16 protein-coding genes, 1 other RNA gene and 1 pseudogene are annotated in these 20078 nt (G+C 60.9%); 2 read left to right on the top strand and 16 right to left on the bottom strand.

The window, feature by feature from the left end; genetic code table 11:
• Positions 1-12: 12 nt before the first annotated feature.
• The 13 genes and pseudogenes from ACNA0J_RS16960 to rnpB all read right to left on the bottom strand — a co-directional run bounded on the left by ACNA0J_RS16960 (position 13) and on the right by rnpB (position 14420).
• Entirely contained in the window at positions 13-990 is a 978-nt protein-coding gene (locus ACNA0J_RS16960) for a D-alanine--D-alanine ligase (RefSeq protein WP_415820035.1), read from the bottom strand.
• Positions 987-2393: a UDP-N-acetylmuramate--L-alanine ligase gene (gene murC / locus ACNA0J_RS16955; RefSeq protein WP_415820034.1), complete on the bottom strand. Its 1407-nt coding sequence runs from the start codon at positions 2391-2393 to the stop codon at positions 987-989. Before murC ends, ACNA0J_RS16960 begins: the two co-directional genes overlap by 4 nt.
• The gene (murG, locus tag ACNA0J_RS16950; RefSeq protein ID WP_415820033.1) at positions 2390-3463 is read right to left on the bottom strand and encodes an undecaprenyldiphospho-muramoylpentapeptide beta-N-acetylglucosaminyltransferase; all 1074 of its coding nucleotides are present in this window, start codon (positions 3461-3463) and stop codon (positions 2390-2392) included. Before murG ends, murC begins: the two co-directional genes overlap by 4 nt.
• Complete coding sequence (ftsW, locus tag ACNA0J_RS16945; protein ID WP_415820032.1) at positions 3460-4653, bottom strand: putative lipid II flippase FtsW; 1194 nt, start codon at positions 4651-4653, stop codon at positions 3460-3462. Before ftsW ends, murG begins: the two co-directional genes overlap by 4 nt.
• 1 nt (position 4654) lies before the next feature.
• Positions 4655-4916, bottom strand: a pseudogene (locus ACNA0J_RS16940) (UDP-N-acetylmuramoyl-L-alanine--D-glutamate ligase); the annotation flags it as partial.
• 1 nt (position 4917) lies between these two features.
• On the bottom strand, positions 4918-6190 hold a 1273-nt coding region (gene murD / locus ACNA0J_RS16935; protein WP_415820031.1), incomplete at its 3' end, for a UDP-N-acetylmuramoyl-L-alanine--D-glutamate ligase.
• Positions 6187-7356, bottom strand: a complete 1170-nt coding sequence (gene mraY, locus ACNA0J_RS16930) for a phospho-N-acetylmuramoyl-pentapeptide-transferase (protein WP_094819922.1) — start codon at positions 7354-7356, stop codon at positions 6187-6189. The genes mraY and murD, both read right to left, overlap by 4 nt.
• Entirely contained in the window at positions 7346-10177 is a 2832-nt protein-coding gene (gene murF, locus ACNA0J_RS16925) for a bifunctional UDP-N-acetylmuramoyl-L-alanyl-D-glutamate--2,6-diaminopimelate ligase MurE/UDP-N-acetylmuramoyl-tripeptide--D-alanyl-D-alanine ligase MurF (protein WP_415820030.1), read from the bottom strand. The genes mraY and murF overlap by 11 nt, the downstream gene beginning before the upstream one ends.
• Entirely contained in the window at positions 10174-11904 is a 1731-nt protein-coding gene (locus ACNA0J_RS16920; RefSeq protein WP_415820029.1) for a peptidoglycan D,D-transpeptidase FtsI family protein, read from the bottom strand. The genes murF and ACNA0J_RS16920 overlap by 4 nt, the downstream gene beginning before the upstream one ends.
• The gene (gene ftsL, locus ACNA0J_RS16915) at positions 11901-12197 is read right to left on the bottom strand and encodes a cell division protein FtsL (RefSeq protein WP_094837318.1); all 297 of its coding nucleotides are present in this window, start codon (positions 12195-12197) and stop codon (positions 11901-11903) included. Before ftsL ends, ACNA0J_RS16920 begins: the two co-directional genes overlap by 4 nt.
• Positions 12197-13297 carry a 16S rRNA (cytosine(1402)-N(4))-methyltransferase RsmH gene (gene rsmH / locus ACNA0J_RS16910; protein ID WP_415820028.1) on the bottom strand — a complete coding sequence of 367 codons (1101 nt, stop codon included), beginning with the start codon at positions 13295-13297 and terminating at the stop codon, positions 12197-12199. The genes ftsL and rsmH overlap by 1 nt, the downstream gene beginning before the upstream one ends.
• Positions 13298-13305: 8 nt before the next feature.
• Positions 13306-13734 carry a division/cell wall cluster transcriptional repressor MraZ gene (gene mraZ / locus ACNA0J_RS16905; protein WP_415805637.1) on the bottom strand — a complete coding sequence of 143 codons (429 nt, stop codon included), beginning with the start codon at positions 13732-13734 and terminating at the stop codon, positions 13306-13308.
• A 270-nt stretch (positions 13735-14004) separates the two neighbouring features.
• Positions 14005-14420, bottom strand: an RNA gene (gene rnpB, locus ACNA0J_RS16900) — RNase P RNA component class A.
• A gap of 140 nt (positions 14421-14560) precedes the next feature.
• On the opposite strand from rnpB, the gene ACNA0J_RS16895 reads away from it, so the two are divergent.
• Positions 14561-16411 (top strand): ATP-binding cassette domain-containing protein, encoded by a 1851-nt coding sequence (locus tag ACNA0J_RS16895; protein WP_415820027.1) that lies wholly within the window; start codon positions 14561-14563, stop codon positions 16409-16411.
• 132 nt (positions 16412-16543) lie between these two features.
• Here the strand turns inward: ACNA0J_RS16895 and pyrC are convergent, their stop codons facing one another.
• Entirely contained in the window at positions 16544-17602 is a 1059-nt protein-coding gene (gene pyrC, locus ACNA0J_RS16890; protein ID WP_415820026.1) for a dihydroorotase, read from the bottom strand.
• 14 nt (positions 17603-17616) lie between these two features.
• A complete protein-coding gene (locus ACNA0J_RS16885) occupies positions 17617-18810 on the bottom strand; it encodes a M20 aminoacylase family protein (RefSeq protein ID WP_415820025.1) in 1194 nt (397 codons plus the stop codon).
• 146 nt (positions 18811-18956) lie between these two features.
• Here ACNA0J_RS16885 and ACNA0J_RS16880 point away from each other — a divergent pair, with 146 nt between their 5' ends.
• Positions 18957-19235, top strand: coding sequence for an SWIB/MDM2 domain-containing protein (locus ACNA0J_RS16880; protein ID WP_026641087.1), 279 nt, complete (start codon positions 18957-18959; stop codon positions 19233-19235).
• 205 nt (positions 19236-19440) lie between these two features.
• Here ACNA0J_RS16880 and ACNA0J_RS16875 read toward each other — a convergent pair whose 3' ends face one another.
• Positions 19441-19809 (bottom strand): DUF4870 family protein, encoded by a 369-nt coding sequence (locus ACNA0J_RS16875; protein ID WP_094819914.1) that lies wholly within the window; start codon positions 19807-19809, stop codon positions 19441-19443.
• Positions 19810-20078: the final 269 nt, after the last annotated feature.

Raw genomic sequence — 20078 nt, 5'->3', positions numbered from 1 at the left:
TTCCGATTCAAATTACGATTGACGGGCGGGGCTGTGCACCTTGCACGAAGCCTCGGACAAAATAGCGACACACAATTCGGCGTAACTCATACCTACTGCCTTGGCAGCCATGGGGACCAGCGAATGGCTGGTCATCCCCGGCGAGGTATTGGCCTCCAGTAACCATGGCTGGTTGTTCGCATCCAGCATGAAATCAATACGCCCCCAGCCGGCGCAACCCAGCGCGCGATAGGCACGCTCGGCGATGTCCTCAACATGACGCGCCACTTCGTCGGGCAAATTGGCGGGGCAAAAATACTGCGTTTCGTCGGAAAAGTATTTGTGCTCGTAGTCGTAGTTGCCGCCTGGCGCCACGATCTCGATCACTGGCAAAGCGTGCGCTGCGCGCCCGGTGCCCAACACGGCCACGGTCAACTCGCGTCCGACGATGAATTGCTCGGCCAGGACCTCGTCATCAAAACGTGCTGCCTGCGCATAGGCCTCTTTCATGTCGGAATAGCCCACGACCTTGGTAATACCGACGGTCGAACCCTCATGCGGCGGCTTCAGGATCAACGGCAAACCGAGACGATCCGGAACGGTGCGCAACTCGGATTGCGCGTCGAGCGACTCAAAGGCCGGTGTGGGCAAGCCATACTGCAACCACACTCGCTTGGTCATGGTCTTGTCCATGGCCAAGCTGGACGCCATGGGGCCGCTGCCCGTATAGGGCAATCCCAGTAATTCCAACGCCCCCTGCAAGGTGCCGTCTTCGCCATAGCGGCCGTGCAAGGCAATGAATACGCGATCAAAGCCCGCTGCTGCCACATCCGCCAGCGAACGTTCGCCCGTGTCGAACAGATGCGCATCGACGCCCGCGCTCTGCAAGGCCTGATGCACGCCTTGACCAGACATGATCGACACATCACGCTCGGCAGATCGGCCTCCATACAGGACGCCAACCTTGCCCAGGGCCTTCACATCGATGAGCTGTTTTGCCGTCTGGCTCATGCCAACTCTCCTACCAAGCCGGGCACTTTGCTGATCGAGCCAGCGCCCATGACCACCACAACGTCACCGTCACGCACAAAGTCCACAATGGCTTGCGGCAATTCGGATACGTCTTCCACAAATAGGGGTTCCACGCGTCCCGCGACACGCAGCGCACGCGACAAGGCACGGCCGTCGGCCGCCACCAGCGGCGGCTCGCCTGCGGCATATACCTCGGTCAGCAATACCGCATCGGCATTGCCCAGCACGCGGACGAAGTCTTCGAAGCAATCGCGTGTACGGGTATAGCGGTGCGGCTGGAAAGCCAAGACGATGCGCCGATCCGGCCAGGCGCCCCGCGCAGCGGCCAATGTGGCGGCCATTTCCACGGGATGATGACCATAATCGTCGATCACCGTGAACGTTCCGCCGCCATGCGCCGCAGGCACCGCGAAATCACCCGTTTGCGTAAAACGGCGGCCCACACCCGTAAACGATGCAAGAGCCTGGCAAATCGCCTGATCGTCCACACCCAATTCGGTCGCGACCGCCACGGCAGCCAGCGCATTGCGCACGTTATGCAGGCCCGGCAGATTCAGTTCCACGTTCAAGGGCGGCAATGACACATCACGATCCTGACGCAGCACGGTAAAGCGCATGCGAGTGCCATCGGCTTGCACATTTTCAGCCCGGACCTGCGCATCGGGGCTCAGCCCGTAAGTCGTAATCGGCCGCGACACGAACGGCATGATCTCGCGTACGTTCGCATCATCCGCGCACAACACGGCGCTGCCATAGAACGGCAGGCGTTGTGTGAATTCGATGAACGCACTTTTCAGACGCGCGACGTCGTGACCATAGGTGTCCATATGATCGGCATCGATATTGGTCACGATCGCCATGACCGGCAACAGATTGAGGAACGAGGCGTCAGATTCGTCGGCCTCGACCACGATGTACTCGCCTTGTCCTAACCGGGCGTTGGCGCCCGCCGAGTTCAAGCGGCCACCAATCACAAACGTCGGATCCAGGTCGCCGGCGGCCAATATGCTGGCAACCAGGCTCGTCGTGGTCGTCTTGCCATGCGTGCCCGCCACAGCAATCCCGCGCTTCAAGCGCATCAGTTCAGCCAGCATGATGGCGCGCGGCACCACCGGAATCCCTGCGGCGCGTGCCGCGATAACCTCGGGGTTGTCTCCGGCGACTGCCGTCGACGTCACGATCGCATCGGCACCGGCAACATTAGAGGCCGTATGGCCGAGGGCGACCGCCGCCCCCAACGAAGCAAGACGGCGAGTGACCGCCGACTCGCTCAAATCAGAGCCGCTGATGGTATAGCCGAGGTTCAGCAGCACCTCGGCGATGCCGCTCATGCCCGAACCGCCGATACCGACGAAATGAATATGCTGGATTCTGTGTTTCATGTTGCGCGCCTCGCTGCTTGTTCGCAGACATCGGCGATATCTGCCGCAGCTTGTGGACGCGCATGATGACGCGCCCGTTCCGCCACGGACTGGAGTTCAGGACGCGTGCGCTGGCGTAACCACTCAGCCAGCCACTCAGGCGTCAGTTCGGGTTGCGAGCACAGCCAGGCGGCCTGCACATCGCTCAAAAAGCGGGCATTGGCAGTCTGGTGATCATCGATGGCATGCGGAAACGGCACAAACAACGCCGCCACACCGGCGGCCGCGACCTCGGCCACCGTCATCGCGCCCGCGCGGCAAATCAACACGTCAGCCTGGCTCATCGCCGCTGACATGTCGTCAATAAAATCGCGGCAATCCGCTTGCACACCCGCTTGGGCGTAACCGTCACGCAATGCTTGCAGATGTTGTTCGCCGGCTTGGTGCGTGACCTCCGGACGGGATTGCGGCTCGATCAGGGCCAGCGCGCGCGGCAACACGGTGTTCAGCGCTTGTGCCCCGAGACTGCCTCCCACGACCAGAACTCGCAACGGCCCGGTACGCTCGCCATAACGCGCAGCAGGCTCAGGCAGTGCGCACAGATCTTGGCGCACTGGATTCCCGAGGACTTCCCCACGCGGCAGTACATTCGGAAAACCGCTCAACACCCGGCGGGCACGCTTGGCCAGCCATCGATTGGCGGTACCGGCTACCGCATTTTGCTCATGCACCACCAAAGGCATGCCACGCAACGACGCCATCATGCCGCCAGGAAAGGCGACATACCCGCCCATGCCCAGCACCACATCGGGACGGACCTGCGACAAACGCTGCCAGGCTTGCATGCAAGCGCGCGCCAACAGGAACGGCAACTTGAGCAGTGCCATGAGGCCACGCCCGCGCACGCCCTGAAAGCGCATCGGCACCAGATCAAATCCACGGGAAGGCACCAGGCGGCCTTCCATTTTGTCAGGATTACCCAGCCACAGCACGCGCCAACCGCGCTCGCGCAGAATCTGCGCGACGGCCAAACCGGGCATGATGTGTCCGCCCGTGCCACCTGCCATGATCAGGATAGTGGGCGCCGTCATACACGCCCCCCTCGCATCATGATGCGATTTTCAATATCGACCCGCAGCAAAATGGCCAGCGCAATCAGATTCATCACAATGCCCGAGCCGCCATAGCTCATCAACGGCAGTGTCAGCCCCTTGGTCGGCAACAGCCCCAGGCAGACGCCCATATTGATGAATGCCTGTACACCGATCCAGATGGCGACACCCTGCGCGACCAAGCCGGCAAAAGTACGCTCCATGGCGATGGCCTGCCGGCCAATATCAAAACCGCGCTGAATAATGACGACAAACAGGAACAACACCAGCAACACGCCGGCGAAACCCAGCTCTTCGCCCACGACGGCCATCAAGAAGTCGGTATGCGCCTCCGGCAGGTAATGCAATTTCTCTACGCTGGCACCCAGGCCGACACCAAACCATTCGCCACGGCCCAATGCGATCAGCGAGTGTGACAACTGATAGGCGCTGCCGTACGCATTGGCATCGTCCCAGGGATCCAGATAGGCAAACAAACGCGCGCGCCGCCACGGCGACAACCAGATCAACAGGAGAAAAGTCCCGACCATCACGCCCGTGAGGCAGCTGAAGTATTTACCGTTGATGCCCCCGACAAACAGGATGCCGATCGCGATCGCTACGATCACGATGAACGCCCCCAGATCGGGCTCCAGCAACAACAGCATGCCCACTGCACCTAAGGCAAACGCCATAGGCAAAAAGCCCCGCACGAAAGACTGCATGTATTCCTGCTTGCGCACGGTGTAATCGGCGGCGTAGAGCAAGGCGCACAGCTTCATCATTTCCGACGGTTGAAAATTCAACGGGCCTAGCGGAATCCAGCGATGCGCGCCGTTGACTTCACGGCCGATACCCGGAATCAGCACGGCGAGCAGCAAGGCCAACGCGACCATGAATCCCGGCACCGCCATGCGCTGCCAGAATCGGATGGGCATCGACAACGCGACAGCGCCTGCGATCAGGCCGGCCGCGAGGAACAAACCATGGCGGATCACAAAATAGAACCGCCCATATGAGGCATAGCGAGGCCCGTCGGCCAAGGCGATCGACGCCGAATAGACCATCAACAGGCCGAGCAACAGCAGCGTCACGGACGCCAGCACCAGCGGCGCATCGTAATTGCGCATGCGCGTGCGTCCCGGGCGGACGGCGTTCAGGCTGGTCGTGAGCTCGGCGAATAGACTCATCTCACACCTCTCCGTGATCGCGCGCGAGGTCTTCGACCTCTTCGGCGAACACCGCACCGCGATGCGGGTAGTTGCGGAACATGTCCATACTGGCGCAAGCCGGAGACAACAGCACGGCATCGCCAGGCTCGGCCAGCTCGGCGCTGCGGCGAACTGCCTCACGCATATCTTTTGCTGAGACGCACGGCACACCAGTCTCGGCCAGCACGCGCCCAATCTCGGGGCCGTCAGTGCCGATCAACACCACGGCGCGCGCATAACGCNCCACGACGGGAGACAATGGCGAGAAATCCTGGCCTTTGCCCAATCCGCCCGCAATCAGGACAACGGGCTGGCCCAGTCCTTCCAATGCAGCGACAGTAGCGCCAACATTGGTGCCCTTGCTGTCGTTGATGTAATCCACGCCATTGACCGACCGCACGAACGCCGCACGATGCGGCTCGCCCGTGTATTCACGCAACGCGCGCAACATGGGGCCCCAGCCAATATTCAGCACGCGGGCCAACTGCAAAGCCGCCAACGCGTTCAAACCATTGTGCAGCCCACGGATACGCAACGCGTCCAGCGGCATCAACCGGCTGATGCGCCCGGTCTCCCGCTGCGGAGGCGGCGCGTTTTTCTTGCGCTTGACCGGCGGTGCCGGCTCATCAAAGTCTGTGGATTCGCAGGCCACGAGCCACGCCATGCCTTGGCCCAGCTCCATACCCATATCACCGATCAATTCGGGCATGTCGCGACCGAACGAGCGCACATTCAAATCCGGCAATGCTTGCACCATTGCAGCGACCCGCGGGTCATCACGGTTCACGACGGACACGCGCGCAAGTTTCAGCAACCGGGCTTTGGCTTGGGCATAGGTTTCGATATCGCCGTGCCAATCCAGATGGTCCTGCGTCACATTCAGTACGGTTGCGGCATCGGGTGACAGACTCTGCGTCGTTTCCAGTTGGAAACTGGACAGCTCCAACACCCACACCTGAGGCAGATCGTCCTCGTCGAGCGCTTCCATCAGCGCAGCCAGTGCGGCCGGGCTGATGTTGCCCGCAGCACGCGCGCTGAAGCCGCCGGCCTCAACCAGTTGCCGCGTCATCGCCGTCACTGTGGTCTTGCCATTGGTGCCGGTCACGGCCAACACGTGAGGGCGATAATCCTGAGATGCCGCCAACTCGGCCAACGCCCTGGCAAACAGCTCGATTTCACCGACGACCTCAATACCGCGCTCAGCCGCCAGTTGCAACAACGCCTGCGCAGGCGCTTGATTGGGCGCCAAGCCTGGGCTGAGCACCAGCTGCGACACGTCATCGAGCAGTGCCGGTTCAAAGACATCCCCACAACCCAGACGGTAATCCACGTCCGATCCGGTTTCAGCCAAAGCAGATTTCAACGCGGCCAATCCGCCCGGCTCGGCACGCGTGTCGGCCACTCGCAGCGCCGCCCCTTGGCGGGCGCACCAGCGAGCGGCGGCCACGCCCGTCTCGCCCAATCCGAGGATCAGGACAAGCGGCGACTCCGCGCGGAGGGTGTCAGGACTATTCATCGCAACTTCAGGGTAGAAAGGCCGATCAGCACCAGCATCATGCTGATGATCCAAAACCGTACGACGACCTGGGTTTCCTTCCAGCCGCCGACTTCAAAATGGTGATGCAGCGGCGCCATGCGAAAAATCCGCCGCCCCTGCCCATATTTGCGCTTGGTGTACTTGAACCAGGTCACCTGCATCATCACGGATAGGGTTTCCACCACAAATACGCCGCCCATGATGAACAACACAATTTCCTGACGCACGATCACCGCAATCGTGCCGAGCGCGCCGCCGAGTGCCAGAGCACCCACGTCGCCCATGAAAACCTGCGCCGGATAAGCGTTGAACCACAGGAACGCCAACCCGGCCCCGCCGATCGCTGCACACAACACCATCAACTCGGCCGCCCCCGGGATATAGGGGAACAACAAATATTTGGAGAAGTCGACGCGACCCACCACGTAAGCAAAAATCCCCAGCGCACTGCCGACCATGACTGTGGGCATGATGGCCAGGCCATCCAGGCCATCGGTCAGGTTCACCGCATTGCTCGTGCCCACAATCACGGCCCATGTCAGGACCACGAAGCCCAGCACGCCCAACGGATAGCTGACGGATTTAAAGAACGGCACGATCAAATCGGCCCGCGTCGGCAACGGCATGGTGAAACCGCTGCCCACCCATGCCTTGAACAAAGGCCACAGTTCGGCATTGGCCGGCGCCGACACCGCAAACGCCAGATACACAGCAGCCACCAGACCGATGGTGGCTTGCCAAAAGAATTTTTGCCGGGCCGGCATACCTTCAGGATCGCGATGCACGACTTTTCGGTAGTCGTCCATCCACCCTATCCAGCCGAATCCGAATGTCACCAGCAACACGACCCAGACGAAACGGTTGGTCCAGTCTGCCCACAACAGTGTGCTGATGGCGATGGAAATCAGGATCAGCGCTCCACCCATCGTGGGCGTGCCGTTCTTGACCAAATGCGACTCCGGACCATAGGCACGTACTGCCTGGCCGATCTTCATCTCGGTCAATTTGCGAATCACGCGGGGTCCGGCCACCAGACCGATCAACAAGGCCGTGGCGCATGCCAGCACGGCGCGCATGGTGATGTATTCCAGCACGCCGATAACGCGCACATCGTCAGACAGCCAACGAGCGATTTCAAGCAGCATGAGAGCCTCCTTGGCGCGCAGCCGTCATATTGTTGTTATTGTCGGTAGACAGCACCTTCACCACCCGCTCCATGCGCATAAAGCGCGAACCTTTCACTAATAAACTCGCCGGACGCATGCTTTGCAGCGCCGCCACAATGGCCTCGACAGACTCGCAAGATACGGCCCCATCGCCAAACGCGGCCGCCGCATCGCGACTGGCCTCTCCCAGCGTATACAGCGCGTCGATACCATGCTCACGGGCATACTCACCCACTTCGCGATGCATCGCCGGGCCGTTATCGCCCACCTCGCCCATATCGCCCAACACCAGGGCGCGCGGACCGGGCAATTGCGCCAACACGTCTACCGCTGCACGTACCGAATCCGGATTCGCGTTATAGGTATCGTCGATCAGGGTCGTCCCGTCGGGCAGGACCTTGCGTTGCATCCGGCCCGCCACGGCGTTGAACGACTCCAGTGCCCGCACGGCTGCGGCTAGCGGCGCACCGGCTGCCAACGTTGCAGCGATAGCAGCCAACGCATTGCGTACGTTATGCAGGCCTGGGACCGGCAGCACCAGATCTGCAGACCCCGCTGGCGTCACGACGTGGCAGCGCGTGCCCTGCTCGGTCGCCGTCAGGTTCTCGGCATAAACATCCAATCCAGGTTGCAGGCCGAACCGCAATACGCGCCGCGCTGCGGCCTGGGCTTCCCACACACCGCAGTGCGCGTCATCTCCCGGGAATACGGCGACGCCATCATCCGGCAGCGCCTCGATAGCCGCGCCGTTTTCTTGCGCCACGGCCTCGACCGAGTGCATGAATTCCTGATGCTCGCGCTGCGCATTCGTGATCAATACGACCGAGGGCGCCGCCATGGCGGCCAATACCGCGATCTCGCCGGGATGGTTCATGCCCAGCTCAAATACCGCAGCACGATGCTGTGCGCGCAGACGCAACAGCGTCAGCGGCACACCAATGTCATTATTAAAGTTGCCCGCTGTCGCCAGACGGCCTGCTTCGCCCAGCCAATCGGCCAGAATCGCAGAGACCATTTCTTTCGTCGTGGTCTTGCCGTTGCTGCCCGCCACCCCGATCACCGGCAGCGCGAATCGCGCACGCCATGCAGCACCGATACGCATCAACGCGACACGGGTGTCTCCCAAGACCAGTTGCGGCAACGATACGTCAGCGACCGGATGCGCCACCACGGCCGCGCAAGCCCCCGCCTGCTGCGCCTGCGACAGGTAGTCGTGACCGTCGAAATTCTCGCCCGCCAGCGCCAGGAACACCTCATCGGCACCCACCTTTCGCGTATCGGTAGACAAGGCTGCCGCATGCGGCAGCAGCAAAGCCAGCTTTGCCCATTCGCGATCGTCGAAAGGCAACTTGACGCCTGCGACTTCCTGGTATGTCTCGTGCCCCTTGCCCGCCAGCAAAATCACATCATTGGGCTCGGACGCCCAGATCGTCTGCATGATCGCGCTCGCGCGATCTGCCTCGACGGTGAGCCGAGCGCCGCGCGGAATACCGGGCAGGATCTGCGCAATGATGGAGGCAGGATCCTCGCCACGCGGATTGTCGCTGGACACCGTGATCTTGTCGGCCAGGTCGGCGGCAATACGCCCCATTTCCGGGCGCTTGCCGGCGTCGCGTTCTCCACCGCATCCGAACAGACACACCAACCGGCCTCCTCGCGCATCCGCGATGGGCCGCAACGCAGTCAAGGCACGCGCCAACGAGTCCGGGGTGTGAGAGTAATCCACCACCACGAGAGGGCCACGGCCTGCAGCAGTCCCCGCATTCAGTGTCAAAGGCTCCACCACCTGCAAACGCCCGTCCACCGGTCGCGTCTCGGACAATGCACGCGCAATCTGCGTCAGCGGCCACCCGAGCTTGGACAACACGCCGGCGACCAACAACAGGTTCGAGACGTTGTGACGCCCTAAAAGCGACGTCACTATCTGCGCTTCACCATCCGGCGACACCAAGGTAAAGACCTGGCCATGCGCCGTCGCCTGCAGGTCTCGGACCTGAAACGCAGCGGGCGTATCCTGCTGGGTATATCCCAATGCCAAGGTATCGGGCAACGATTGCAACAACCGCTCGCCCGCGGCGTCATCGGCGTTGATGATGGCTGCGGCCAGCCCAGGCCAACGGAATAACCGTGCCTTGGCCTGCTCGTAGCTGTCCATCGAGCCGTGGTAGTCCAGGTGATCGCGGGTCAGGTTGGTAAAGCCAGCGATTTCGATACGCACGCCGTCCAACCGCCCCTGCTCAAGGCCGATTGACGACGCTTCGAGCGCGACCGCCTGGGCTCCCGCCTCACGCATCAACGCCAAGATGCGATGCACCGTCAATACGTCCGGCGTCGTCAAGCTGCCGCCCAGCGACTGCCAATCCGGCAGCAACGCACCCAGCGTGCCAATGCTGCCGCAGGGTTTGCCTGCGGCTGTCAACGCCTGCGAAATCCATTGCACGCAGGAGGTCTTGCCGTTGGTGCCGGTAATCGCCACCACGCTCAAGGCCGCCGAAGGCTGCCCATACCACTGGTCGGCGAGTTCGCCGAGCCAGGTGCGCAACGCCGGCACAGCATGTACCCGGGCATCATTCTGAGCGCCAGCCGGCGCGGGTGCTTCGCACAACACCGCCGAAGCGCCTTGCTCCAAAGCCCGTGCAATGTAATCCCGGCCATCCGCCGAGCCGCCCGGGCAGGCCACGAACACATCGCCCGCTGCGATCTCGCGGGAATCCAGACGCAAATCGGCGTCCGCCGCCGCATGCGCGCGCAGCCAGACCAATGCCTGGGCAGCAGCGGACAATTGACGAGCGGCGGTCATCGCGCCTTCTCCTGTACGCCGGCCACAATGGTCGATTCGAACGGCGCATCGGGCTGCACGCCCATCATGCGCAGGCTGCCGCCCACGATCGTGGAGAACACAGGTGCCGCCACCGCGCCACCGTAGTAACCGCCGACCTTGGGTTCGTCAATGGACACGGCCACGACAATCCGCGGATTCGACACCGGGGCGAACCCGACAAACGAACTGCGATAGCGTTGGGTACTGTATTTACCATCCACGATCTTGCGTGCCGTACCGCTCTTGCCGGCGACCCGATAGCCCTGTACCTGGGCAGCTTTGGTGCCCTCGGGGCCTGCCGCTGCCTCGAGCATGCTGCGCACCAGTTGCGCCACCTCGGGGCTATAGACTTTCACGCTGGTCGGATCGCTATCCCGCTTGATCAAGGTGGGCGTCACCATATCGCCATTACGCGCGAAAACCGTATAGGCGCGCGCCACCTGCAACAAGGACACGGACAAACCATACCCATAGGCCATGGTGGCTTTTTCAATCAAACGCCAACGGTCCCAGGGACGCAGACGCCCGGGCGCAGCCCCAGGGAAACCCAGTTGCGGTACACGGCCAAAGCCCAATTCGGTAAAGCGTTCCCACATCTCGCGCGACTGCAGCTTTTCCGAGATCATCGTCATTCCGATATTGCTGGAACGACGCAGCACCCCCGCCACGTTCAGCATGCCATTGCGGCTCACATCATGAATCGTGCTGCCTTGATAGCGGAATGCACCATTGCCCGTGTCGAACTGCGTTTTGGTATTGATACGCCCCAGATCCAGCGCCAAGGCCGCGGTGAAGGGCTTCATGATCGAGCCAGGCTCGAACGTGTCGGTAATGGCCCTGTTACGCAGATTGGGGGTCTGAAAGCTTTCGCGGTCATTCGGGTCGAACGTCGGCAGACTGGCCAGCGCCAGAATCTCGCCCGTACGCACATCCATAATGATGGCGCTGGCCGCAGAGGCCTGGTGCTTTTTCACCGCCTCGCCCAACTCGCGGAACACCAGATATTGCAGGCGGGTGTCGATCGACAGGCTCAGATCGCGCCCATTGACCGGCGCTGTCACCGCCTGGACGTCTTCGATGACGCGGCCCAGCCGGTCTTTGATCACGCGGCGGCTGCCTGGCGTGCCCGACAGCAACTTGTCGAATGTCAGTTCGACGCCTTCCTGCCCCGAGTCCTCAACACTGGTAAAGCCCACCAAGTGGGCTGTGACCTCGCCATCCGGGTAATAGCGCCGCGTCTCGGCTTGCTGGTGAATACCCGGGACTTCGAGTTTTTTGATCTGGTCGGCGATTTCCGTGGGGACTTGCCGTTTGAGATAGACGAAATTGCGGTCCACGTCCGCCAAGCGGCCACGTAGATCGGCAACCGACAGGCCCAGCAGCTTGGCCAGATTGGAAAGCTGCTCGGCTGTCGCGGGCTTTGCATCCTCGGGAATCGCCCAGATGGCGCGCGCCGGCACGCTGGAAGCCAACACCACGCCATTACGGTCGAGAATCTTGCCACGCGTCGCGGCCAGCGTCAGCGTACGCTCGTAGCGGCGCTCACCCTGCTGCTGCAAAAACTCGGTAGACAGGCCTTGCAAATACAGCGCGCGCCCTGCCAACACCACAAAAGCTGCCAGCAACAGCACGAGAACCAGCCGAGCACGCCAGGTAGGCAGTTGCCCACGCAGCATGGGATTGTCGAAGAACGGCACGCGCTTCATTGCACACCTCCGACAGCCGGAGCCGGAATCGGCGCTTGATTCAAATAGATGGTGCGGTCAGGCACGATGGGGATCATCTTCAGATCCTGGCGCGCCGCATGATCGATCCGTGCGTTGCGCGCCAGCTCGGCGCGCTCCAGTTGCAGGCGCCGCCAATCCGTGTCCAACGTATTGGACAGCGTATTGCCGCGCTCTAATTCAATAAAGAGTTGGCGCGATTGATACCGGCTGGTGACCAGCGAGATGGCCGACAGCATCAACAATATAGAAACGATGAGGCTCAAGCGTGCCATTAGCGCGGCCTCCGTTTGGCGCCGCGCCTGGCGGCAGGCGATTCGCCCGGCACACGCATGGCCGGCACAAATGTGGCCGCATCGGCATCCAGGGGTGTGCTGGTACGCTCGGCAACTCGCAACACCGCCGAACGCGACCGGGCATTGCCAGCGATCTCGTCATCGCTGGCAAGCACCCGCCCCAACGAACGCACCAGCGGCTGGGGCAATTCGCTCTCTCGCAACGGCAGACGTGCATGCGCGACAGCAGGCTTGGCTGCCGCCGCGATGCACTGTTTGACCATGCGGTCTTCGAGCGAATGAAAGCTGATCACCGCCAACCTCCCCCCTGGGGCAAGCAGTTCTAGAGCTGACGCGAGGGCGCGCGCGAGCTCTTCGAGTTCCCGATTGATGTAAATCCGTAAAGCCTGAAAGGTGCGAGTGGCCGGGTGCTGGCCTTTTTCGCGCGTCCTGACGGCGCTGGCGACGCACTCGGCAAGCTCGAGCGTGGTGCGCAGCGGCCGTGTTGCGCGGCGAGCAGCAATCGCCTTTGCAACCTGAAAAGCAAACCGTTCTTCGCCATAATCTGCTATGACCTCCCGCATCTCATCCACGCTGGCATCTGCCAGCCAATCCGCAACCGTTGGGCCACGGGTCGTATCCATACGCATGTCGAGCGGGCCTTCGCGCATAAACGAAAAACCTCGTCCGGCATCATCCAATTGAGGTGAAGACACCCCAAGATCCAACATCACGCCATCGATATGCTCGATGCCGAGTCCTGCCAACGCCTCGCGCATGGTGGCAAAACCATCATGCACAACCGTCACTCGCCGATCGCGCGCCGCCAACTCCGTGGCCACCGCAATCGCCTGAGGGTCCTTGTCGAACACCACCAACCGGGCCTCAGGTCCCAGACGGCTCAACAACTCACTGCTATGCCCACCGCGCCCGAAGGTGCCGTCGACAAACACGCCACGCAGTACGCGCGCGTGAGCTTGTGCTTCGGCCTGCGCGTCATCCGCCTGGCCTGACCGTGCCGCGCCCTTGCCGCCAAAATTGGCCTGCAATAACGCATCCACCGTCGGCGCCAGCAGCACGGGCCGATGTTCGAATTCCATACTCGGTTTCAGAACGAAAACTGGTTCAACACGTCCGGCATCCCCTGAGCTAGGTCCTCCGCCTCGCGGCGGGCCAGGGAAGCGGCATCCCAGAGCTCGAAGTGCGCGCCCATACCGAGCAGCATCACATCGCGCGTCATACCGGAAGCGTTGCGCAGTTCAGGCGCGATGAGCACACGACCGGAACCGTCCATCTCGACGTCCTGAGCGTTGCCCAACAACAGCCGCTGCAGTGCGCGCGCCGACATGGGGAACGCAGCGATCTGATCGCGCTTTTTTTCCCACTCTTGCCGCGGATACACCAACAAGCAGCCATCGGGGTGGCGGGTCAGGGTCAGCCGGCCTTCGGCCTGCGCAACGAGCGCGTCACGATGCCGGGTCGGAATCGAGATCCGTCCCTTGGCATCGAGCGTCAGCGCGCTGCTTCCCTGAAACACCACATTCACCCCACTTAATTGCACAAATTCCTACTTTTTCCCACTCTACGGTAATGGACAAAGCGGGTCAAGCGGACGGTTGCAATTTTTTCAATCACAACAAGGACTTAGAACAGTTTTTGAAATGGCAAAAATAAAAACCCCCTGATAAATCAGGAGGTTGCGGTAACAATTAAAAGTCCTTAGTCAGGAGTGGGACAAATAGAGCGCCCTTTCAATGTTTTACGTTCGGTCTTGCCGCAGCAAAACCGCCCCGTTGATGGTATTCAGCTGCAAGACAGGTCTATAGGCCGGATTCTGTACGCCGAGTCACCTCGGCGGGCAATCATTCCTCTGCGCGGACCATTGCTGAGCCGCTGTAGCCACCTACCCGCATGCTAGAGCGAGCCGCCCTTCAGGCCCGAAAGCCGTGCACATGCCTATTTGGTGTTGCTCCGGATAGAGGTTGCCGCGTTTCACCCTGCCACGCCGCCCATCGTCGCCGATGAACGCAGTACGGAGATGGCCGTACCGGTGCGCGCCAAAGCGCGCCCGCGCCGCAGACTCGTCTCTGTGGCCCTATTCCTCAACCACCGGCCGGACGTGAGTCCGGCGGCGGCTGGACGGCCGTTAGCCGCTATCCTGCTCTGTGGAGTCCGGACCTTCCTCGATGGATTCGCACCCACCGCGATTGCCCGACCTGCCTTGCGGACGCCATTGTACGGTAAGCCGGCGCAGCAACTCGGTCCCTATTTAGATAGGCTGAGTCGGACGCTATACGGAACGCAAAGCGCGCGACCTGCGACAATAGCGATATCGCAGCAAATCACCGCACTTTGTCTATTTCATGGCCAACAACACTTTGATTACCTTGACGGACGTACAACTCGCGTACGGCCACCACCCGTTGCTGGACCACGCTGATTTCGTCATCCAGGAAGGCGAACGTATCGGATTGATCGGCCGCAACGGTGCCGGCAAGAGCTCACTATTGCGCCTGCTGGATGGGCGCAACGTGCCTGACGATGGCGACATCGCCCGCAATTCCGGCCTGAAAGTCGCCACCGTCGAGCAGGAACCCGATCTCGACGAAGACGCATCGGTATACGACGTGGTCTTTAATCGCGACGATGATCACGAAGACTGGCAGCGGCCATCGCGCGTCCAAGCCTTGCTGGAACGGCTCGGCCTGCCTGGCGACGCGCGCATTGCCGGCTTGTCCGGCGGCACACGCAAACGTGTCGCGTTGGCGCGCGCGCTGGCTGACGAGCCTGACCTCCTGCTGCTCGACGAGCCTACCAACCATCTCGACTTCACCGGCATTGCGTGGCTTGAGGAACTGCTTCGCACTTGGCGCGGTGCGGCCGTCATCATCACCCACGATCGGCGCTTTCTGGATGCGATTGCCACGCGCATCGTCGAACTGGACCGCGGCAAGCTGCTGAGCTTTCCCGGCAACTTTTCACAATGGCAGGAGCGCAAGGCACAGTGGCTGGAGTCCGAACGCCTGGAAAACGCCCGGTTCGACAAACTGCTCGCTCAAGAAGAAGTCTGGATTCGCAAAGGCGTCGAGGCCCGCCGCACCCGTAACGAAGGCCGCGTGCGGCGTCTGGAGCAGCTGCGAGTCGAGCGCTCCGAACGTCGCGATCGTTTGGGGAATGTGAGCCTGGCCATCGCCGAAGGCCAGCGCTCGGGCAAGCTCGTCGCCGAGCTGGACAATGTCTCCAAAAGCTTTGGCGACCGAGTGGTGATCCAAGACTACAGCACGACGCTCATGCGCGGCGACCGCATCGGCATCATTGGTCCCAACGGCGCCGGTAAAACCACGCTATTGAAAATCATGCTGGGCGAACTGGCGCCAGACACCGGCAACGTCCGCCTCGGTACCAACGTGTCGGTCGCCTACTTTGATCAGATGCGAGCACAACTCGACGAAAGCGCGAGCCTGGTCGACATCATCAACCCAGGCAGCGAGTGGGTAGAAATCGGCGGCACCCGCAAACACGTCATGAGCTATCTGGGCGATTTTCTGTTTTCGCCTGCACGGGCGGGTTCGCCAGTCAGCAGCCTGTCCGGCGGCGAGCGTGCACGTTTGTTATTGGCGCGCCTGTTTGCCCGCCCCGCGAACGTACTGGTACTGGACGAACCCACCAACGATCTGGATATCGAGACCCTGGAACTGCTGGAAGAGCTCCTGCAGGAATACACCGGCACCGTCCTGCTCGTCAGCCACGATCGTGCCTTTCTTAATAATGTGGTGACACAAACCATTGCCTACGAAGGAGAAGGCAAATGGCGTGATTATGTCGGTGGCTACGACGACTGGGTCGCTCAACGTCCGGCTTCGGCCGCTCCTGCAGCCCAGCAGGAAAAACCCGCGCGCGCGGCCGCCAGCGGCGCGAACACCACAGCCACGAACAACTCGGACACTGGGACAGCGGCCCTGCGTACCAAGGCCACCCGCGTAGCCAAGCTCAGTTCGTGGGAACAACGCGAACTCGAAGGATTACCCGACGCGATCGCCAAAATCGAAGCGCGCCAGGAAGACCTATCCGCTCGTTTGGCGGACGGTACACTCTACCGCGATGCGCCTGATGAAGTCGAACGCATCAATACCGAACTCGCGGCCCTGGACAAAGAACTGGAAGAAAAATTCGCCCGCTGGGAATTGCTGGAGGCTCGGCGCGGCGACAGCTAATCAATAGACTGCAACTGGCAACCCTGCCACCTGGACGGGCACCTTGGCGAGGAGTTCACACCTCGCCAAGGTGCAGCACAATTCCATGCCGATCCAGCCCATCAGGCGATGGGGCATCACCGCCAGAAGCTCTCAAGCCACACGCCAATCCAGTGATTCGCCGGCCGCCAAGGGGACCAACGAGGTATCGCCAAACGGCAACTCAGCGGGAATCGAGAACGACTCGCGCCGCAACGTCAGCGTATCGGTGTTGCGTGGCAGGCCGTAAAAATCCGGTCCGTGAAAACTGGCGAAACCCTCCAGACGATCCAGGCGCCCGGCGCGCTCGAATGCCGTGGCGTAGAGTTCCATGGCGTGCAGTGCCGTATAGCAACCCGCACAGCCACAGGCATGCTCTTTCAATCCGCGAGCGTGCGGAGCGCTGTCCGTGCCCAGGAAAAAGCGCGGGCTGCCGCTCGTGGCGGCATCGACCAGCGCCTGGCGATGCACCTCTCGCTTCAGGATAGGCAGGCAATACCAGTGCGGCCGCACGCCGCCCTGGAAAATCGCGTTCCGGTTGTACAGCATGTGCTGCGGCGTGATCGTCGCGGCTGTCGGCCCCTCGGCATCACGCACATACTCTGCACCGTCCTTGGTCGTGATGTGTTCGAACACCACCTTCAGGCCGGGATAGGCTTTGCGCAGCGGACGCATCACGCGATCGATAAACACGGCCTCGCGGTCGAACACGTCAATATCCGGGTCGGTGACTTCGCCATGCACCAGCAAAGGCATGCCGCAACGTTCCAACGCTTGCAGTGCCTTGCTGCATTTGCCCAGCAGATCCGTCACCCCGGCGTCGGAGTTCGTGGTCGCCCCGGCCGGATAAAGCTTGACCGCGTACACCTGGCCGGACGTATGCGCGCGCATGATCTCATCGGCCGTCGTATTGTCCGTCAGGTACAGCGTCATCAAAGGCGTAAAAGCCGGGACATTTTCCTGCTGCCGCAAGGCGTCCTCGATCCGTTGGCGATACGCCAATGCCTGTTCGGTCGTCGTCACAGGCGGACGCAGATTAGGCATGATGATGGCGCGCGCAAACTGGCGCGCCGTATCGCCCACCACGGCCTGCAATGCCGCACCATCGCGCAAATGCAAATGCCAGTCGTCGGGACGGGTAATCGTAAGTTGAGTAATGTTTTGATCAGACATGAGAGCAACCTGGCTTATTCAGCCAAAGGCATGCCACGCTCGGCCAAGGCGCAAAACATCGCGCTACCCAGCGGAATCACAGCATCATTGAAGTCGAAGTGGGAATTATGCAGCACGCAGCCGGATTCGGCTCCGCCCTGGCCCAAGCGGAAATAGGCCCCGGGACGGGATTGCAGCATGAACGAAAAATCCTCGGAGCCCATCGAAGGCACCAGATCGCGCACCACGTTTTCTTTGCCGATCATATCCGTGGCGATATCGGCGACTAAATTCGCGTGCTGCGGCGTATTCAGGGTCGCGGGATAGATACGCTGGTAATTGATTTCAGCTGTCGCCCCAAAACCGCCGGCGATCGCGTTCACCAGCTCGCGCATCCGCGTCTCGACCATTTCCTGCACCGATTTGCGGAACGTGCGGACCGTGCCCACCAATTTGGCTTCGCGGGGAATCACGCTCATGGCCCCCGGGTGCCCTGCCTGCAGCGATCCGATGGACAGCACCGCCGAATCCAGCGGATTAACATTTCGCGACACAATCGTCTGCAGCGCGGTAATCACATGGCCTGCGATGGTGACAGGGTCAATCGTCTGGTAGGGATGCGCGCCATGGCCGCCACGCCCCGTAATGGTGATATCGAAACGATCCGCCGCCGCCATCATGGGGCCGGGATTGATCCCGACGGTGCCGGGTTTTAAACCCGGCCAATTATGCAGAGCATAGATGGCGTCACACGGAAAGGTATCAAACAACCCGTCCTCCATCATGGCCTTTGCGCCACCCCGCCCTTCTTCAGCCGGCTGAAAAATCAATACGGCGGTGCCGTCAAAATTGCGCGTTTGTGCCAGATAGCGTGCAGCCCCCAGCAAAATCGTGGTGTGCCCATCGTGACCGCAGCCATGCATCAATCCGGGTTTGTTGGATTTGTACGCAAAATTGTTATCCTCTGTCATGGGTAGCGCGTCCATATCGGCGCGCAGACCGATCATGCGCCCGCTATCGCAGCTTCTGCCGCGAATAACGCCCACAACCCCTGTCTTGCCTATGCCCCGGTGTACTTCGATGCCCAGAGCCTCTAATGAGCCCGCCACGATGCCTGACGTACGCACCTCTTCGAAGCCCAATTCCGGGTGGGCATGCAAATCCCGGCGTATCGCCGTCAACTCGTCATGGAATAGACGGATAGAATCTAGTGCTGATCTTGCGTACATGAGACGTTACGCACCTTGAACAGAAGGGGGTCAAGCCCCTATTTTAGTTGCTACAGAGCATAAATGGCTTTGTCTTTGAGAGAGAGACACGTTATGCTCCGCCCGCAGGACAATTTTTCCAACAGCCAGAGAAGGAGCGCCGTAATATGGCTACAACCTCCAAACCCGCGACCGCACGCAAGCCGAATGCCGCATTCATGAAGCCCCTGACTCCCAGCGCCGAGCTGGCTGCAGTCATTGGCTCCGACGCCGTGCCGCGCACCGAGGTCACCAAAAAGATCTGGGAATACATCAAGAAGCACAACCTGCAAGATGCCAGCAACAAACGCAACATCAACGCTGACGCCAAGCTGCGTCCGATCTTTGGCAAAGATCAAGTCACGATGTTCGAATTGACCAAGCTGGTCAACGCCCACCTGAAGTAAGCAGGTAACGGGTCGTACCCAGTACGTCCCCCGTCTGCTGTCGTGGGCCGTTTATGACGGCCCATACGCCCAGGGCTTGCCGCACCGGGCGTGCATCAAGACGCGAGCCCAAATAAAAACGGCTGACCACGGTCAGCCGTTTTTATTTTTACCTGCGCAAAATAAATCTGGCCGCCTGAACGTAGCAGACGGCCATAGGCAGGATTTAGCTGTACTGGGTAGGCACCGAGCCTTCCATGAGCGCCAACCAGCCTTTAATCAAGCGATAGAGCACCCAAACCACGGTGGCCACTACACCGAGCCAGCCGATAAAAATCAACGTAGCTATCGCGCTGATCGCAAGCCACAGCAGGGCCCACCAGAACGTACGTAACAGCCAATCAAAATGCGCTGCATACATCGTGCCTGCCGCATCAGTACGTTTGAGGTACATCAACACCACAGCTGCCAATGTCGCTATACCCAAAAAGCCACCGGTCACAAAACCCAGGGCATATAAGCCATAGGTGACGTGGGTCAGCGTACGCAGGTCGAGCGAATTGTTGGGTTGAGTAGGGATCTGGGGATCGCTCACGATAACCGCTCCATCGAATAGATTTAGCCAATCTTACCGCACAAAGACGCCAGATCGGGGATAGAAATCGAGATGAGGTTTGAGCGCCACATCGTAGAAAAGCGGCTCAGAATCCGCCAGCGCGTGACCTCGAACGAAGCTGATCCACGTACATCGTTTTTTATGATCGCCCAAAGACAAAACCCCACCAGAGGGAATCTGGTGGGGTTTTGAGGATAAGAGCCTGACGATGACCTACTTTCACAAACGAATGTTCACTATCATCGGCG

Source organism: Bordetella tumbae, from assembly GCF_965139195.1.
Taxonomy (GTDB): Bacteria; Pseudomonadota; Gammaproteobacteria; order Burkholderiales; family Burkholderiaceae_B; genus Bordetella_A; species Bordetella_A tumbae.
Note: the sequence above shows the minus strand (reverse complement) of the source record. Positions and strands in the feature narration are given on the sequence as shown.

Excerpts from the sequence above, each read along its gene's own strand:
- pyrC (WP_415820026.1), bottom strand. The coding sequence starts at position 17,602 with ATGTCTGATCAAAACATTACTCAACTTACGATTACCCGTCCCGACGAC.
- ACNA0J_RS16960 (WP_415820035.1), bottom strand. The coding sequence starts at position 990 with ATGAGCCAGACGGCAAAACAGCTCATCGATGTGAAGGCCCTGGGCAAG.
- ftsW (WP_415820032.1), bottom strand. The coding sequence starts at position 4,653 with ATGAGTCTATTCGCCGAGCTCACGACCAGCCTGAACGCCGTCCGCCCG.
- ACNA0J_RS16920 (WP_415820029.1), bottom strand. The coding sequence starts at position 11,904 with ATGAAGCGCGTGCCGTTCTTCGACAATCCCATGCTGCGTGGGCAACTG.
- ftsL (WP_094837318.1), bottom strand. The coding sequence starts at position 12,197 with ATGGCACGCTTGAGCCTCATCGTTTCTATATTGTTGATGCTGTCGGCC.
- murC (WP_415820034.1), bottom strand. The coding sequence starts at position 2,393 with ATGAAACACAGAATCCAGCATATTCATTTCGTCGGTATCGGCGGTTCG.
- ACNA0J_RS16885 (WP_415820025.1), bottom strand. The coding sequence starts at position 18,810 with ATGTACGCAAGATCAGCACTAGATTCTATCCGTCTATTCCATGACGAG.
- rsmH (WP_415820028.1), bottom strand. The coding sequence starts at position 13,297 with ATGGAATTCGAACATCGGCCCGTGCTGCTGGCGCCGACGGTGGATGCG.
- mraY (WP_094819922.1), bottom strand. The coding sequence starts at position 7,356 with ATGCTGCTTGAAATCGCTCGTTGGCTGTCTGACGATGTGCGCGTTATC.
- murG (WP_415820033.1), bottom strand. The coding sequence starts at position 3,463 with ATGACGGCGCCCACTATCCTGATCATGGCAGGTGGCACGGGCGGACAC.
- murF (WP_415820030.1), bottom strand. The coding sequence starts at position 10,177 with ATGACCGCCGCTCGTCAATTGTCCGCTGCTGCCCAGGCATTGGTCTGG.
- ACNA0J_RS16895 (WP_415820027.1), top strand. The coding sequence starts at position 14,561 with ATGGCCAACAACACTTTGATTACCTTGACGGACGTACAACTCGCGTAC.
- ACNA0J_RS16880 (WP_026641087.1), top strand. The coding sequence starts at position 18,957 with ATGGCTACAACCTCCAAACCCGCGACCGCACGCAAGCCGAATGCCGCA.